This is a genomic window from Sphingobium abikonense NBRC 16140, assembly GCF_001598335.1.
Taxonomy (GTDB): Bacteria; Pseudomonadota; Alphaproteobacteria; order Sphingomonadales; family Sphingomonadaceae; genus Sphingobium; species Sphingobium abikonense.
This window is the reverse complement of record NZ_BCYT01000007.1, coordinates 62,607-77,056: the sequence shown is the minus strand read 5'-3', so window position 1 is coordinate 77,056 and position 14,450 is coordinate 62,607. Positions and strand designations below refer to the sequence as shown.

Here is a 14,450-nt window from a genome sequence, read left to right as displayed (position 1 = left end):
AGCATCATGGCAGAACATACAATCAAGGCGTTTGACGACGAAATCGACCGGCTGCGGGGCTTGATCGCCGAAATGGGTGGCCGGGCCGAGGCGGCCATCGAAAATGCGATGCTCGCGCTCCAACGCCACGACAAGGTCTTGGCCGCGGAGGTCGTGGCCGATGACAGGCGCATCGACGCGATCGAGGCGGAGGTTGAGAAGCTGGTGGTGGAGGTGATCGCGCTGCGCGCGCCGATGGCCAACGACCTGCGCGACGTGATCGCGGCATTGAAGATCGTTAGCGTCGTCGAGCGGATCGGCGACTATGCCAAGAATATCGCCAAGCGCGTGCCGCTGGTCGCGACCAACAGCCGGACCGTCGAGCCGATTTCGCTGCTGCCATCCATGGGGCAGGTCGCGGGCGAGATGGTGCATGACGTACTCAACGCCTATGCCGCGCGCGACGCTGATCTGGCGCTTGCGGTGGTCGAACGCGATACGGTGGTGGACGACTTCTACAACAGCGTGTTCCGCACGCTTGTGACCTACATGGTCGAAAATCCCAAGACGATCAGCGAATGCGCGCATCTGCTGTTCATCGCGAAGAATATCGAACGCATCGGCGATCATGCGACCAATGTCGCTGAGATGGTCTATTACGCCGCCACTGGCAAGACATTGCCCGAACGGGAACGCGGCCCCGACATCCAGATGGAGGATTGAGCATGCCGCGGGCCAAGATGCTGCTGGTGGAAGACGACGCGGCGCTTGCCGAGCTGTTGATCTGGCATTTCAAGCGCGAGGATTTCGACGTCTCCCACACCGTCGATGGCGAAGAAGCGTTGTTGATGGCGCAGGAAAGCGTGCCGGACATCGTCCTGCTCGACTGGATGGTGGAAAGCCTGTCGGGGATCGAAGTGTGTCGCCGCCTGCGCCGCATGAGCGGCACCGCCAATGTGCCCATCATCATGCTGACCGCGCGGGGCGAGGAGGAAGATCGCGTGCGCGGGCTGGAAACGGGCGCGGACGATTATGTGACCAAGCCCTTTTCCCCGCGCGAACTGGTGGCGCGCGTCGGCGCGGTGCTGCGCCGCGTCCGCCCGGCGCTGGCAGGCGAAACGCTGACCTTTGCCGATGTGGAAATGGACACGGTCGGCCACAAGGTGCGCCGTTCCGGCCAGGTCATTCCGCTTGGCCCCACCGAATTTCGCCTGCTCAAGCATTTCCTGGAGCATCCCGGCTGGGTTTTCTCGCGCGAGCGGCTGCTTGACAGCGTCTGGGGGCAGGATAGCGACATTGAGCTGCGCACCGTCGACGTCCATATCCGCCGCCTGCGCAAGGCGATCAATGCCGATGGGCAATATCAGGACATCATCCGCACCGTGCGATCGGCCGGTTATGCGCTGGACACGGATGGCGTGGCCTGAGGCTGGCGGCTACTCGCCTTTGCTCACGCTGCCCGTTCGTCCTGAGTGGCCATTGAGCTTGCCGAAATGGCGTATCGAAGGATGCTTCGATACGGGTCGTCGACTTCGCTCAGCCCCTACTAAGAACGAACGGGGGAGAACGAACGCGATTAGCTGACGCTTTTGGGCACTGCGACCATCAGGCCGCGCGGCGCGCCTTGTTGAGTTTCTTCATCAGCATGTCGCGCTTCAGGCGCGAAAGATGATCGATGAAGAGTATGCCCTCCAGATGATCCATCTCATGCTGGAGGCAGGTGGCGAGCAACCCGTCCAGCTGTTCCTCATGAATACGGCCTTCGCGGTCCATCCAGCTGGCGCGGATCACGGAGGGCCGTTCGACCTCGGCAAACTGGTCGGGAACCGACAGGCAGCCCTCATTATAAACAGACAGGTCGTCCGAACCTTTGAGAATTTCCGGGTTGATGAACACCATCGGATTCTTGACCGGTGGCGCGCCTTCCTCATCCGATTCAGGTTCCTGCAGGTCGATGACGAGCACCCGCTTGGGCACGCCCACCTGAATGGCGGCAAGGCCGATGCCGGGCGCGTCATACATGGTGTCGAACATATCGTCGATCAGCGTTTGCAGATCGTCGTCGATCGCCTCGACACGGGTCGAAATGGTGCGCAGCCGGGGATCGGGCGCTTCGAGAATGGGACGGATTGCCATGCGCCGAACATAGGCGGAACGCACGGCTTTATCAAGCCGTCCGCGACGCATCTGCGCGCCTCAGCCTACCGGCCGCCGCGCCCGCAGTGCCTGCGCCAGCGTGCCTTCGTCCAGATAGTCCAGCTCTCCCCCCACCGGCACGCCATGGGCCAGTTGCGTCAGCCGGATCGGAAAACGCTCCAGCCGTTCGGCGAGATAATGGGCGGTGGTCTGCCCCTCCAGCGTGGCATTCATCGCCAGCACCACCTCATCAATGCCGCCCGCCTCCACGCGCGCGACCAGCCCATCGATGGTCAGATCCTCCGGCCGGACCCCGTCCAGCGCGGAAAGCCGCCCGCCCAATACATGAAAGCGGCCGGGAAACAGGCGCGACTTGTCGAGTGCCCACAGGTCCGACACATCCTCCACCACGCACAGCGCCCGCGGGTCACGGCGCGGATCGGCACAGATGCCGCAGGGATCGACCGTGTCGACATTGCCGCAAAGATGACAGGTGACGAGCCGTTCGTTCACCGCCTCCAAAGCGCGCAGCAATGGCTCCATAGCCCCCTCCCGCCGCTTGAGCAGGTGCAGCACCGCACGTCGCGCCGACCGGGGGCCAAGGCCGGGCAAGCGGGACAGCGCCTGCGTCAGCGTCTCGATTTCTGGTGAAGCCATAAGGTGAGATAAGGGGTTGCATGTCCCATCGACAAGGGGTTTGAGGAGCCGATCATGCGTATCATCTATATGGGCACCCCCGAATTCGCCGTTCCGGCGCTCGACGCGCTGGTCGCGGCCGGTCATGAGATCGCCGCCGTCTACAGTCAGCCGCCTCGTCCCGCCGGTCGCGGCAAGGGACTGCGCGCATCGCCCGTGCATCAGCGCGCCGAAGCGATGGGCCTGGAGGTGCGCACGCCCTTGTCGCTCAAGGACGGCGATACGCAGGCGGCCTTCGCCGCGCTGGAGGCCGACGTCGCGGTGGTGGCGGCCTATGGGCTGATCCTGCCACCGGCCATATTGGCCGCGCCGCGCCATGGCTGCATGAACATTCACGCCTCGCTGTTACCCCGCTGGCGCGGGGCGGCGCCGATCCAGCGCGCGATCCTGGCGGGCGACAATGTGACCGGCGTCACTATCATGGACATGGAGGCGGGGCTGGATACCGGCCCGATGCGCGCCAAGCATGTCACCCCGATCGAGGGCAAGACGGCGGGCGCGCTGACGCAGGAACTGGCCGATGCCGGGGCGGAATTGATGGTCGAGGTGCTGGACGACCTGACGCTGCATCCGCCCATGCCTCAGCCGGAAGAGGGCGTCACCTATGCCGCCAAGATCGACAAGGCGGAATCGCGCATCGACTTCACGCACGACGCCCATGCGATCGAGCGACAGGTCCGCGCCTTCAATCCCTTTCCCGGCGCGTTCTTCGCCTATCAAGGTGAGCGGTTCCGTATCCTGGCCGCCCATGTCGAACATCATGCCGGCGCACCGGGCGAGTTGCTGGATGACAGCCTGCTGATCGGGTGCGGCCATGACGCGATCCGCCCCACGCTGATCCAGCGCGCGGGCAAGGGCGCCATGAGCCCGGGCGAATTGCTGCGCGGCTTTGAGATGCCGGCCGGGAGCCGGGTGGATGGGTAAGAGCACCCCCGGTCGCTTCCATCGTATCGAGATACGGAAAGCGCAACTCAGCCCGTTGCCGCACGCCATTCGAAACGCACGGGGGTAGGATCATGCCCCGCTTCGCCTTCACCGTCGAATTTGACGGCCGACCCTTCATGGGCTGGCAGCGGCAGGCGCATGGGCCGAGCGTCCAGCAGACGATCGAGGATGCAATCGCCGCCGTCACTGGCGAGACGACGGTGATCCATGCCGCCGGACGGACGGATGCCGGGGTGCATGGCCTGGCGATGCGCGCCCATGCCGATATTGCCAAAGACATCACCCCCTTCCGCCTGATGGAGGCGATCAACGCGCGGATGCGGCCCGCACCGGTCGCCATCCTGGCGTGCGAAACGGTGGCGGACGACTGGCATGCGCGCTTTTCCTGCGTCGGGCGATCCTATGTCTACCGCATCGCCAATCGCCGCGCGCCGCTGACCGTCGATGCCGGGCTCACGTGGCGCGTCGTCCAGCCGCTCGATGCCGACGCCATGCAGGCGGCGGCGCAGTATCTGGTGGGGAGCCACGACTTCACGACATTCCGCTCCGCCCATTGCCAAGCGCACAGTCCGGTGAAAACGCTGGATCGGCTGGATGTGGAAAGGCTGGGCGATCGCATCGCCATCCATGCCGCCGCCCGCTCCTTCCTGCATCATCAGGTGCGATCGATGGTGGGCTGCCTCGCCATGGTCGGCATGGGGCGCTGGACCGCCAATGACCTGCGCGACGCCCTGGAGGCGAAGGACCGCGCGGCGCTGGGCCTCAACGCCCCGCCCGATGGCCTGTATTTCGTAAGCGCGACCTATCCCTGAGGGATGCTGGCGCGGAAGGGCGTGAAATTCGTGCCCTCGTCGTAGATGTCCAGCCCTTCCCGCCGCTTGACGAAGCCCACCACCGCATAGGTGACGGGCGTCAATATCGCCTCCCACCCGACCTTCATCGCCCAGTTCGTCACCATGACGGTCGCCACCTGCGCATTGGTCCAGTCGCCATAGAAAGCGAGCGGGTAGAAAAGCAGGCTGTCCACCCCCTGCCCCACGATGGTCGATCCGATGGTGCGCATCCACAAATGCCGCCCCTGGGTCAGCAGCTTCATCCGCGCCAGCACGAAACTGTTGGCCAGTTCCCCCGCCCAGAAGGCGATGAGCGAGGCAAAGACGATGCGCCATGTGCTGCCGAACACCGCCTCATAGGCCGCCTGGTCCGGCCAGCCGGCGGCCGGCGGCAAGGCGACGACGACCCAGCTCATCAGCGCCATGAACAGCATCGCGGCGAAACCCGCCCAGACGCACCGGCGCGCGCGGGCATAGCCATAGACTTCGGTCAGGAGGTCGCCCAGCACATAGCCGAGCGGGAAGAAGAGGATGCCAGCGCCAAATGTCACGCCGCCCAGCGTCGACAGCTTGGCGGCGCCAATGAGGTTCGACAGCAGCAGGATGGCGACAAAGGCCGCCATGAAGAAATCATAATAGCGCAGCGGCCGCGCGCCGAGCGCTCCCGCCCCGATCCTTTGCACCGCCTTGTCGTCCATGGCTTCCTGCTTATCGGGCGGACAGGCGATTGCAAGCGGCCTTCCCTGCCGCTATCGCGCAAGCCACGGCCCCGTAGCTCAGTTGGATAGAGCATCCGCCTTCTAAGCGGATGGTCGCAGGTTCGAATCCTGCCGGGGTCGCCACGCAGAACCGGTCGGCAGAACTTACGGCGCTACGGGACGCCAGCCTTCCAGATGCAGCAATATGTCGTGGGTGATCTGTTCGGTCGACAGGCCGGTAAGATCGCGCTTGCGCTGTTGCCCTTCCGATCCGCCGGACATGATCCAGCCGTGGCTGCGGCGGCTTTCCGACGCCTCCAGCGCGGTATAGGCGGCGAGCGGACGGGACCGGGGGGTCAGATGATAGCGAAAGACGCGCTCAGGCCCGAAGCGGATGGTCAGCACCGCCGCGCCATCCTCCTGCCGTTGCACGTCGCTTTCCGCCCAGCCTTCCTCCAGCATCGCGTCGCGCACCGTTTCCAGCGCGGGCACGCCATTGTCGGCGATCTGGCGCGTGATATCGCTTTTAGTGGCCGGCACGAACAGGCGCTTGAGCCTTTCGGTGACGGCGGGCGCATCCTCGCTGATGGCGACGCCTTCCAGATCGGCCGTGGTCTGACGCACCAGGCCGACGGCCAGCAACAGCATGATGATGCAAAAGGGGAGCGCGGCGAGCAAGGTCGCGGTCTGCAAGGCGCCAAGGCCGCCTGCCAGCAACAGCAAGGTCGCCGTCACGCCCAGCAGCAGGCACCAATAGACGCGCTGCCAGCGCGGCGTTTCGTCCGCTCCGCCCGATGCCAGCGTGTCGATGACGAGCGCTCCAGAATCGGCGGAGGTGATGAAGAACACCGCAACCAGCGTGATGGCAAGAGCGGAGGTGAAGCCCGCGCCGGGCAGATAGGCCAGGAATTTGAATAGCGCCGTCGACAGATTGGCGTCGACCGCCTTTGCGATCGCCCCATGCGCCGCGCCCAGGTCCAGCGCGATTGCGGTATTGCCGAACACCGTCATCCACAGGAAGGTGAAGCCCGCCGGTACGAACAGCACGCCGACGACGAATTCCCGGATGGTGCGCCCGCGCGAAATCCGGGCGATGAACATGCCGACAAAGGGCGACCAGGCGATCCACCACGCCCAGTAGAACAGGGTCCAGTCGGCCATCCAGGCGCGCGGTTCATAGGCGTAGAGGGTGAAGGTGCGCTGGATGAAATGATCGAGATAGAGACCGAAATTCTGAACCAGGGCATTCAGCAGGAACAGGGTCGGCCCCCACAGCATGACGAACAGCATCAGCAGGACAGCGAGCGTGAGATTGAGTTCCGACAGGCGCCGCACGCCCCGATCGGCCCCGCTAAGCACCGACAGTGTGGCCGCGCCCATGACCACCACGATGACACCCACCTGCAGGGAAATCGTGTCGGCAAGACCATAATTATAGGCAAGGCCAGCGGTCATCTGCGACACGCCAAAGCCCAGCGATGTCGACACGCCGAAGACGGTGCCGCACACCGCGAATATGTCGATCGCATCGCCCATCGGACCGTGAATGCGCTTGCCCAATATCGGATGCAGCCCCGACCGCAGCGTCAGCGGCAATCCCCGGCGGTAGGAAAAATAGGCCAGGCTGAGCCCCACCAGCGCATAGATCGCCCAGGCGTGGATGCCATAATGGTGGAAGGTGATGGCCATCGCCTCCCGCGCGGCCAATATCGTGCCAGGCTCCGCCTCTGGCGGAGAGATATAATGCTGAACCGGCTCAGCCACGCCGAAATACATGAGGCCAATGCCCATGCCCGCGGCAAACAGCATGGCGAGCCAGGACATATAGGGGAAATCGGGTTCGGAATCGTCGGGGCCAAGGCGCAGCCGTCCGGCCGGTCCAAATCCCAGCACCAGGACGACCACCACAAATGCCGCCACAGAGGCGACGTAGAACCATCCGAATGTGTCGATGGCCCAGCTTTGCGCGGCGCTGAATATCTGGTCCGACGCGCCCGGCGCGATCACAGTGCTGGACAGCATGAGGGCGACGATGATCGATGCCCCCCAGAATACGCGCGGATTCATCTGTGTCTTCATCCGCTTCCCCCTAATCTATGTGAAAGCGAAAATCAGCCGTGCGGGCGGATGTTCCGCGGATCATCCGTAGAAAAGCATCAGCAGCAGGCCGATTGCGGTCAGCAACAGGGAAAACCAGAGGAAGCCGAGGTCGGGCTTGTCGGGATCACGCATGGCTTTGCTCCTCGGCGCTGGCGACCGAACGGGCGAGCAGATCGTCAGTCACGGTCATGGTGAAAATGGGATCGGCATCGGCGGGCACTTCGGCGATGGCGTCGACGAAAGCCGCGCGCGTCGCAGGATCGTCATAGACCATCTTGCGGTCGAAGGCGGCGCGCCAGGTCGCTTCGTCGGGCCATTCGGCATAGCCGACGAAGCGTCCATCGGCGTCGCGATGCAGGCGCGACCCCAGACTGCCATATTTTTCACGGATAAGGTCAGTGCCGCGTCGCCAGGCGGCACGAAACTGATCCTCCTTGCCCGGATGGACCCGCCACCAATAGACAGCAACGAACATGCAGCGTGCCTCCTTGTTACGAAGACACAATGAGCCGGACGGGGCAGCGGTTCCGGCCGCGGCCCGCCCGATGCCGGTTTAGATGATGGTCTGGCCGGTCTTCGCCCAGTCGGCGGCGAAGCCTTCCAGACCCTTGTCGGTCAACACATGCTTGGACAGCATCTTGATGACAGCGGGCGGGGCGGTGATGACGTCGGCGCCGATCTTCGCGCATTCCAGCACATGGATCGGATGGCGCAGCGAGGCCGCCAGGATTTCGGTGTCGAACTGATAATTGTCGTAGATGAGGCGAATATCCTCGATCAGCTTCAGGCCATCAAAGCCATTATCGTCGTGACGGCCGACGAAGGGCGAAATGAAGCTGGCCCCCGCCTTCGCCGCGAGCAGCGCCTGGTTGGCCGAGAAGCAGAGCGTGACGTTGACCAGCGTGCCCTCGTCCGTCAGCGCCTTGCAGGTCTTGAGCCCGTCGATGGTGAGCGGCACCTTGATGCAGACATTGTCCGCGATCTTCCGCAGGATTTCTGCTTCCTTCATCATCGTTTCATGGTCGAGCGCCACGACTTCGGCGGACACGGGGCCATCGACGATGCCGCAGATTTCCTCCACCACTTCCATGAATTTGCGCCCTGACTTGTGGATCAGGGTCGGGTTGGTGGTGACGCCGTCCAGCAGGCCGGTGGCGGCCAGTTCGCGAATGTCGGCGGTGTCGGCGGTGTCGACGAAGAATTTCATGGGGATGCTCCGGGCAATTGGCGATTCGGCTCCCTTTAGCCTTTGGGGCCGGGATTCGCCATCGGTTGCCCGGACGCCGCCGGGTCGGTAAGGGCGCGATCACCTTTCCAAAGGATCACTGATGCGTTTCCCGATATTGCTGGCGGCGATAACGCTGCCCCTGATCGTTGCTCCGGCCCGCGCTGCCGAGGACACGCAGCTCTGGGTATCGGAAGCGCTGACGTTCAAGGCGGACGGCAATGACAGCGTCACACTGGACTTCAGCCAGCGCGCGCGGTCCGATGCGACCAGTGGCGGGGAACAGTCGCTCAGCCGCATCACCTGGGATCACAGGATAGCCGATGGCGTTCAGGTCGGCGGCGGCTTTGCCTATCTCAAAAGCGAAGTCGATCAGGAGCTGCGCTTTCACCAGCAACTGACCGTCACCTACGGCATATTGCAAAGCCGCACCCGGCTGGAGCAACGCTTCTTCGACAATGCCGATGAAGCCAGCTGGCGTCTGCGCGAACGGATCCAGGCGACGGTGCCGCTGGATGCCGACAAGAAGTGGGCGCTGGTCGGGGCTACGGAATTCTTCTTTCATCTGAACCGCGCGAAGCCCAGCGACAAGACGGGCCTGGCGGTCATGCGCCTGCAAGGCGGCATTCGTCGATCCCTGAGCAAATCCGTCGATATCCAGCTGCTCTACATGCGCCAGCAGACATTTCGCGACAATAAAGCCGACACATTCAACCATGTGCCCTGGCTATCGCTCAACTGGCGGATTTAGCGGCGGGGCTGTTTGCGCCGGCTGCGCCAGCGGGTAAGGACGCACCATGTCCTCCCGCGCGCGCGTCCTGCTCCTTAATGCCGCTCTTGGCCCGCTCGACTATCGGGTGCCGCACGGCATGCGGGTCGAGCATGGCAGCATCGTCGTCGCGCCATTGGGGCCGCGCCAGATCGTCGGCGTGGTATGGGAGGAGGACCGCTTTCCCGACGTCGAGAGCGTGGGCGACAATCGCCTGCGCAACCTGCTGGAGGTGGTGGACGCCCCGCCCTTGCCCGAACCGCTGCGCCGGCTGATCGAATGGACGGCGGACTATTATCTCAGCCCCCCGGCCGCGGTGCTGCGCATGGCGCTGTCGTCCATGTCCGCGCTGGAGGGGGCGCGCACGGTCATTGAATATCGCGCCACCGGCGCGGTGCCCGAACGGATGACCGAACAGCGCGCGCAGGCGCTGGAACGGATCGGCGAGCGGCAGGGGCTGATCCGCGAACTCGCGATGATCGGCGGGGTAAGCGACGCGGTGATCCGCGGCCTGATCAAGCAGGACATATTCGAGCCGGTGGAGGTGAGCGTCGACACGCCCTTCCCCATGCCCGATCCCGACCATGCCCCGCCCGCCCTGTCGGAGGCGCAGCGCGCCGCCGCCGGGCAGATGGCGGACGCGGTGCGGGCGGCCGATTTCGCGCCCTTCCTGCTCGACGGCGTTACCGGATCGGGCAAGACCGAAGTCTATTTCGAGGGGATCGCGGCTGCGATCCGGGCGGACCGGCAAGTGTTGGTGCTGCTGCCCGAAATCGCGCTGACAGAGCCGTTTCTGGAGCGGTTCGAAAAACGTTTCGGGTGCGTTCCAGTTAACTGGCACAGCGGCCTGCGGCAGAGCGAGCGGCGGCGGGCCTGGCGCGCCATCGCCAGCGGGCAGGCGCAGGTGGTGGTGGGCGCGCGGTCGGCGCTGTTCCTGCCCTATCCGAACCTGGGCCTTATCATCGTTGACGAAGCGCATGAGGCGAGTTTCAAGCAGGAAGACGGCGTCCATTATCATGCCCGCGACGTGGCGGTGATGCGCGGCCTCATTGAAAAATTCCCGGTCGTGCTGGCGTCGGCCACGCCCGCCATCGAGACGCGGCATCAGGTGGAACTGGGCCGCTATGCCGAAATCAAGCTGCCTTCGCGCTTTGGCGGCGCGGAAATGCCGGACATTCACGGCATCAACCTGCTTACCGACCCGCCGGAGCGCGGCCGCTGGATCGCGCCGCCGCTGGTCGCGGCAATCGACGAGACGATGGGACGGGGCGAACAAAGCCTGCTGTTCCTCAATCGGCGCGGCTATGCGCCGCTGACCCTGTGCCGCCATTGCGGCTATCGCTTCCAATGTCCCAATTGCACCGCCTGGATGGTCGAGCATCGGCTGACGCATCGACTGGCCTGCCATCATTGCGGCCATGTCATTCCCGCGCCGCGCCGCTGCCCGGAGTGCAAGGAGGAGGATAGCCTGGTCGCCTGCGGCCCCGGCGTCGAGCGCATCGCCGATGAGGTGAAGGCGCTCTGGCCGCAGGCGCGCACCGCCATCGCCACATCCGATACGCTCTGGTCGCCCGCGCGCGCCGCCGATTTCGTGAAGTCGGTGGAAGGGGGCGATGTCGACATCATCATCGGCACGCAATTGGTGACGAAGGGCTATCATTTCCCCAATCTGACGCTGGTGGGCGTTATCGACGCCGATCTGGGGCTGGAAGGCGGCGACCTGCGCGCGGCCGAACGCACGTTCCAGCAGGTGATGCAGGTCGCCGGACGCGCGGGACGCGGGGAAAAGCCGGGCCATGTCTTCATCCAGACCCGCATGCCCGAAAGCGAGGTCATCCAGGCGCTGATCGACGCGGACCCGGAGCGTTTCTATGTGGTGGAAACGGAAAACAGGCGACGCGCCAACGCCCCGCCCTTCGGCCGCTTCGCCGCGATCATCGTCTCGAGCGAGGATGCCGACGAAGCGGCGCAGACGGCCCGCCTGATCGGCAAGTCCGCCCCGGTGATCGAGGGGATGCGCGTCTATGGCCCCGCCCCCGCCCCGCTGGCCGTGCTGCGCGGGCGGCACCGCCACCGGCTATTGATCCATGCCAGCCGGCAGGTCGATATCCAGGCGGCGATTCGCGAATGGCTGGGCAATCTGGCCTGGAAATCGGGCACGCGCGTCGCGGTCGACGTCGACCCCTACAGCTTCATGTGATGACGACGCCGATCGCGAGCCCCTGCCGCAACCTGTGCGCGCTCGACCGGGATCGGGCGGCCTGCACGGGCTGCGGGCGAACGATCGAGGAAATCGTGCACTGGCGCAGCATGACCGACGCGCAGCGCGCCGCCGTCATGGCGCGGGTGTGCGACTTTGCGCCCCCTTCTCCGCCGCCTGCGCGTCGAACCGCGCCTTGAGCCGCAGCGCGGCGTCCCGCATGTCAGACCCGTGCGGCGAATAGGCGATGGGGTCGAGCAGGGTGGAGGCGGCTTCATAATCGCCGCGGATGGCCAGCGCATGGGCGAGATTGAAGCGATAATCGGGATTTTGCGGCAGGAGGGTGTAGGCCTTGTAAAGCCCGTCATAGCCAAGGTCGGGCATCTTGCCGCCGCGCATCGCATGATAGCGGTAGAATAGCGCCAGCGGCACCGGGTCTTCGGTATCGGCGCGGTTGGCGCGCACGATGGCGGTGAGCGCGGCCTTCCAATCGTCCGCGCTGTCGCTGTCATGGGCGCGGTCCAGAATGGCCTGCGCCCGCACCGCATAAGCGCGCGAGGATTGCGGGTCGATGGCGATCGCACACTCGGCATCGGCAAGGGCGGCCTCGCGCATGTCGGCTTTCCATTCCGCCTCGGCCAGCAATGCCAGAGCAGCGGCGCTTTGCGGGAATTTCGCTGCCGTCGCGCGGATCGACGACACCAGATCGGGCAGGTCTTCGGTCCGGGGACGATGGATCAGATGCAGTTCGTCCTCGATCAGCGCGCCGTCAGCCGCATCGACCGGGCTGACGGTGATGGCGCCCAATTGCATCTCGCCGGGCCTCAGCACCAGCATATTGGTCCGATGTCGCATATAGGCCTTGAGGTCCCTTTCCAGACTCTCCAGCCCCCCTGCGAAATAGCTGTCCAGTTCGCCCACCTCCCCACGCGCAAGATCGTTCAAATAGCGCGACAATTCGGCGCTGCGTCCGGTCTTGGCATTGAAATAATAATGGGTCAGCAGCCAGGCGGTGCCATAATATCTGTCGCCATCCGCGCGATTGAGCCCATCGGTGGTCTGCGCGAAAAGCTGCTTGAGCGGATAGGGCTGGCCCAGCACTAGTCCGGGGACGCGCGCCATCGGCACCTGCGCGAAGCGGATGGACCCGTCCTTGGGAAAATCGACGACCGAGAAATATTCCGCAAACCCCTCCACATACCAGGCCGGATAGGCAGCGGGGAAATAGTGCAGCATGAAATGATGGGTATATTCGTGGAACAATATCTGTTCCGCGTCGAACCCGAACATCCCGCCCTTCGACGAGCGGGACAGGAAGGCATAGGCGCTGCGATCGGACGTGGTATAAAAGCCAGCGATATTCGGATTGCGGGCCAGGTCCTTAACCTTGGCTTCGCTGGACAGAAGATAGACCTTCACCGGGCTGCCCCTATCCGCCGCTGTCTGGTCCGCTGCTGCCTGGCCCGCGGCGGTCTTGCCCGTCATCTTGCGCAGCAGATAGTCGAATTTTTCCAGCCGCTCCGCAAATTCGCGCAGCTTGTCGTCGTTGCCTTCGCTATAGACGGTGAAATGGTCAGTCCTTGCCTGCCACCACGCCGCCTGCGCATTGCCCGCGCCAGCCAGCAACAGGCCCCATGCCACCAGCAGCCGTCCCCACAAACGCATCATGCTCACCCCCTCACGTCCCCGCATCACGGTGACGCAAAAGGACATTGGGCGAAAGCCCAAATCTTTTCCGCTACTTGCCCTTTTCGCGCGCCAGCAGCGCCTGCTTGCGATCCAGCCCCCAGGCATAGCCGCCCAATGCGCCGTCGCTGCGCAGCACGCGATGACAGGGGATGAGGACGGCCAGCCGATTATCACCGCAGGCGCTGCCCGCCGCACGCATCGCGCCGGGGCGGCCGATGGCGGCGGCAATGTCGCCATAGCTGCGCGTTTCACCCGGCGGGATCGCGCGCAGCGCCGTCCAGACGGCCTGTTGAAAGGCGGTGCCCTCGACATCGGTGGGCAATGTCACGTCAGCGCGCGGGTCCTCGACCAGAGCGGCGACATGCCCGGCCATCGCGTCGAGCGCCGCGTCGGCCGGGCACAGGCGCGCATGGGGGAAGCGCGCGCGCAGGTCCGCCTCGCCCTCGCCAAAGCTGATCCGGCACAGCCCCTTGGCCGTGGCGGCGACCAGCACCGGCCCCAGGCTGGTGTCGGCCGTGCGCCAGCGGATCGTGACGCCGCGCCCGCCATCCTTCCAGGCTGACGGCGTCATGCCCAGATGGCGCTGCGCATCGGCATAGGCGCGGCTGGGGGCGGCATAGCCCGCATCATAGATGGCGTCGGTGATTCGCGCCTGCTCCCCCAGCGCCCTCTTCAGTCGCTCGGCCCGCAGCGCGCGGCTCCATCCCGCCGGCGTCATGCCGGTTTCCCGCTTGAACAGCCGATGGAAATGATGCGGGGCGTAACCGACATGGGCGGCGATGGCGTCCAGCTGGGGCGCCTCCTCCGCCGCCTCGATCATCGCGATCGCCGCTTCCACCGCCAGTCGGTCCCGCCCGACCTCATCCGGGCGACATCGCAGGCAGGCGCGGAAGCCCGCCGCGCGCGCGGCTGCCGGATCGGGCAGGAAGGACATATTGTCCCGCCGGGGATGACGCGCGGCGCAGCTGGGCTTGCAATAAATGCCGGTGGTGGACACGCAGCCCACGAAAAGCCCGTCCATCGCCCGGTCGCGCCGCAGGAAGGCGGCCCAGCAGGCATCGGGATCGGGCATGGTGGTGGTGGCGGGGCGAGTCATCTGGTGCATGGATATAGGAGATAAAGAGGGCGCGCGCGCCCTGCTTCCCGCGCCTTGCGGTCAAAGCATTTCGCCTTTTCCCGA

At 64.9% G+C, this 14,450-nt stretch carries 15 protein-coding genes and 1 tRNA gene; 8 read left to right on the top strand and 8 right to left on the bottom strand.

What is annotated here, in order from left to right:
• The first annotated feature begins 6 nt into the window (after nt 1–6).
• Both phoU and phoB read left to right on the top strand, forming a co-directional pair.
• Nucleotides 7–702, top strand: a complete 696-nt coding sequence (gene phoU, locus SAB01S_RS10185) for a phosphate signaling complex protein PhoU (RefSeq protein ID WP_009821133.1) — start codon at nt 7–9, stop codon at nt 700–702.
• 2 nt (nt 703–704) lie between these two features.
• Nucleotides 705–1,406 (top strand): phosphate regulon transcriptional regulator PhoB, encoded by a 702-nt coding sequence (gene phoB, locus SAB01S_RS10180; protein ID WP_021225385.1) that lies wholly within the window; start codon nt 705–707, stop codon nt 1,404–1,406.
• Between the two features lie 178 nt (nt 1,407–1,584).
• Here the strand turns inward: phoB and def are convergent, their stop codons facing one another.
• Nucleotides 1,585–2,115 (bottom strand): peptide deformylase, encoded by a 531-nt coding sequence (gene def, locus SAB01S_RS10175; protein ID WP_062732922.1) that lies wholly within the window; start codon nt 2,113–2,115, stop codon nt 1,585–1,587.
• Between the two features lie 60 nt (nt 2,116–2,175).
• Nucleotides 2,176–2,772, bottom strand: coding sequence for a recombination mediator RecR (gene recR, locus SAB01S_RS10170; protein ID WP_062732921.1), 597 nt, complete (start codon nt 2,770–2,772; stop codon nt 2,176–2,178).
• 54 nt (nt 2,773–2,826) lie between these two features.
• On the opposite strand from recR, the gene fmt reads away from it, so the two are divergent.
• Both fmt and truA read left to right on the top strand, forming a co-directional pair.
• Nucleotides 2,827–3,735 carry a methionyl-tRNA formyltransferase gene (fmt, locus tag SAB01S_RS10165; RefSeq protein WP_062732920.1) on the top strand — a complete coding sequence of 303 codons (909 nt, stop codon included), beginning with the start codon at nt 2,827–2,829 and terminating at the stop codon, nt 3,733–3,735.
• Nucleotides 3,736–3,827: 92 nt separating this feature from the next.
• Nucleotides 3,828–4,568 carry a tRNA pseudouridine(38-40) synthase TruA gene (gene truA / locus SAB01S_RS10160; RefSeq protein WP_062732919.1) on the top strand — a complete coding sequence of 247 codons (741 nt, stop codon included), beginning with the start codon at nt 3,828–3,830 and terminating at the stop codon, nt 4,566–4,568.
• On the opposite strand, the gene SAB01S_RS10155 is transcribed toward truA, so the two are convergent.
• Nucleotides 4,559–5,287 (bottom strand): queuosine precursor transporter, encoded by a 729-nt coding sequence (locus SAB01S_RS10155; protein ID WP_062732918.1) that lies wholly within the window; start codon nt 5,285–5,287, stop codon nt 4,559–4,561. The two genes, truA and SAB01S_RS10155, sit on opposite strands and share 10 nt — an antisense overlap.
• 67 nt (nt 5,288–5,354) lie before the next feature.
• Between SAB01S_RS10155 and SAB01S_RS10150 the strand changes: the two genes are divergently transcribed.
• Nucleotides 5,355–5,431: transfer RNA gene (locus SAB01S_RS10150), tRNA-Arg, on the top strand.
• 21 nt (nt 5,432–5,452) lie between these two features.
• Here SAB01S_RS10150 and SAB01S_RS10145 read toward each other — a convergent pair.
• The 3 genes from SAB01S_RS10145 to fsa form a co-directional block, all read right to left on the bottom strand.
• The gene (locus SAB01S_RS10145; protein WP_062732917.1) at nt 5,453–7,366 is read right to left on the bottom strand and encodes a BCCT family transporter; all 1,914 of its coding nucleotides are present in this window, start codon (nt 7,364–7,366) and stop codon (nt 5,453–5,455) included.
• A 145-nt stretch (nt 7,367–7,511) separates the two neighbouring features.
• Entirely contained in the window at nt 7,512–7,862 is a 351-nt protein-coding gene (locus tag SAB01S_RS10140; protein ID WP_062732916.1) for an antibiotic biosynthesis monooxygenase family protein, read from the bottom strand.
• A 78-nt stretch (nt 7,863–7,940) separates the two neighbouring features.
• Nucleotides 7,941–8,594: a fructose-6-phosphate aldolase gene (gene fsa / locus SAB01S_RS10135; protein WP_062732915.1), complete on the bottom strand. Its 654-nt coding sequence runs from the start codon at nt 8,592–8,594 to the stop codon at nt 7,941–7,943.
• Nucleotides 8,595–8,715: 121 nt separating this feature from the next.
• On the opposite strand from fsa, the gene SAB01S_RS10130 reads away from it, so the two are divergent.
• The 3 genes from SAB01S_RS10130 to SAB01S_RS18090 are packed head-to-tail and all read left to right on the top strand — an operon-like array spanning nt 8,716 to nt 11,781.
• Nucleotides 8,716–9,363: a DUF2490 domain-containing protein gene (locus SAB01S_RS10130; RefSeq protein WP_062732914.1), complete on the top strand. Its 648-nt coding sequence runs from the start codon at nt 8,716–8,718 to the stop codon at nt 9,361–9,363.
• A gap of 46 nt (nt 9,364–9,409) precedes the next feature.
• Nucleotides 9,410–11,581, top strand: coding sequence for a primosomal protein N' (locus SAB01S_RS10125; RefSeq protein ID WP_062732913.1), 2,172 nt, complete (start codon nt 9,410–9,412; stop codon nt 11,579–11,581).
• Nucleotides 11,509–11,781: a DUF1289 domain-containing protein gene (locus tag SAB01S_RS18090; protein WP_369405243.1), complete on the top strand. Its 273-nt coding sequence runs from the start codon at nt 11,509–11,511 to the stop codon at nt 11,779–11,781. The genes SAB01S_RS10125 and SAB01S_RS18090 overlap by 73 nt, the downstream gene beginning before the upstream one ends.
• Here SAB01S_RS18090 and SAB01S_RS10120 read toward each other — a convergent pair.
• The gene (locus SAB01S_RS10120) at nt 11,717–13,249 is read right to left on the bottom strand and encodes a tetratricopeptide repeat protein (protein ID WP_062732912.1); all 1,533 of its coding nucleotides are present in this window, start codon (nt 13,247–13,249) and stop codon (nt 11,717–11,719) included. The genes SAB01S_RS18090 and SAB01S_RS10120 overlap by 65 nt on opposite strands.
• Before the next feature lie 70 nt (nt 13,250–13,319).
• A complete protein-coding gene (ada, locus tag SAB01S_RS10115; protein WP_062732911.1) occupies nt 13,320–14,375 on the bottom strand; it encodes a bifunctional DNA-binding transcriptional regulator/O6-methylguanine-DNA methyltransferase Ada in 1,056 nt (351 codons plus the stop codon).
• Nucleotides 14,376–14,450 lie beyond the last annotated feature (75 nt).

Coding starts and splice junctions, on each gene's coding strand:
- phoU (WP_009821133.1), top strand. CDS start 7: ATGGCAGAACATACAATCAAGGCGTTTGACGACGAAATCGACCGGCTG.
- phoB (WP_021225385.1), top strand. CDS start 705: ATGCCGCGGGCCAAGATGCTGCTGGTGGAAGACGACGCGGCGCTTGCC.
- def (WP_062732922.1), bottom strand. CDS start 2,115: ATGGCAATCCGTCCCATTCTCGAAGCGCCCGATCCCCGGCTGCGCACC.
- recR (WP_062732921.1), bottom strand. CDS start 2,772: ATGGCTTCACCAGAAATCGAGACGCTGACGCAGGCGCTGTCCCGCTTG.
- fmt (WP_062732920.1), top strand. CDS start 2,827: ATGCGTATCATCTATATGGGCACCCCCGAATTCGCCGTTCCGGCGCTC.
- truA (WP_062732919.1), top strand. CDS start 3,828: ATGCCCCGCTTCGCCTTCACCGTCGAATTTGACGGCCGACCCTTCATG.
- SAB01S_RS10155 (WP_062732918.1), bottom strand. CDS start 5,287: ATGGACGACAAGGCGGTGCAAAGGATCGGGGCGGGAGCGCTCGGCGCG.
- SAB01S_RS10145 (WP_062732917.1), bottom strand. CDS start 7,366: ATGAAGACACAGATGAATCCGCGCGTATTCTGGGGGGCATCGATCATC.
- SAB01S_RS10140 (WP_062732916.1), bottom strand. CDS start 7,862: ATGTTCGTTGCTGTCTATTGGTGGCGGGTCCATCCGGGCAAGGAGGAT.
- fsa (WP_062732915.1), bottom strand. CDS start 8,594: ATGAAATTCTTCGTCGACACCGCCGACACCGCCGACATTCGCGAACTG.
- SAB01S_RS10130 (WP_062732914.1), top strand. CDS start 8,716: ATGCGTTTCCCGATATTGCTGGCGGCGATAACGCTGCCCCTGATCGTT.
- SAB01S_RS10125 (WP_062732913.1), top strand. CDS start 9,410: ATGTCCTCCCGCGCGCGCGTCCTGCTCCTTAATGCCGCTCTTGGCCCG.
- SAB01S_RS18090 (WP_369405243.1), top strand. CDS start 11,509: ATGGCTGGGCAATCTGGCCTGGAAATCGGGCACGCGCGTCGCGGTCGA.
- SAB01S_RS10120 (WP_062732912.1), bottom strand. CDS start 13,249: ATGATGCGTTTGTGGGGACGGCTGCTGGTGGCATGGGGCCTGTTGCTG.
- ada (WP_062732911.1), bottom strand. CDS start 14,375: ATGCACCAGATGACTCGCCCCGCCACCACCACCATGCCCGATCCCGAT.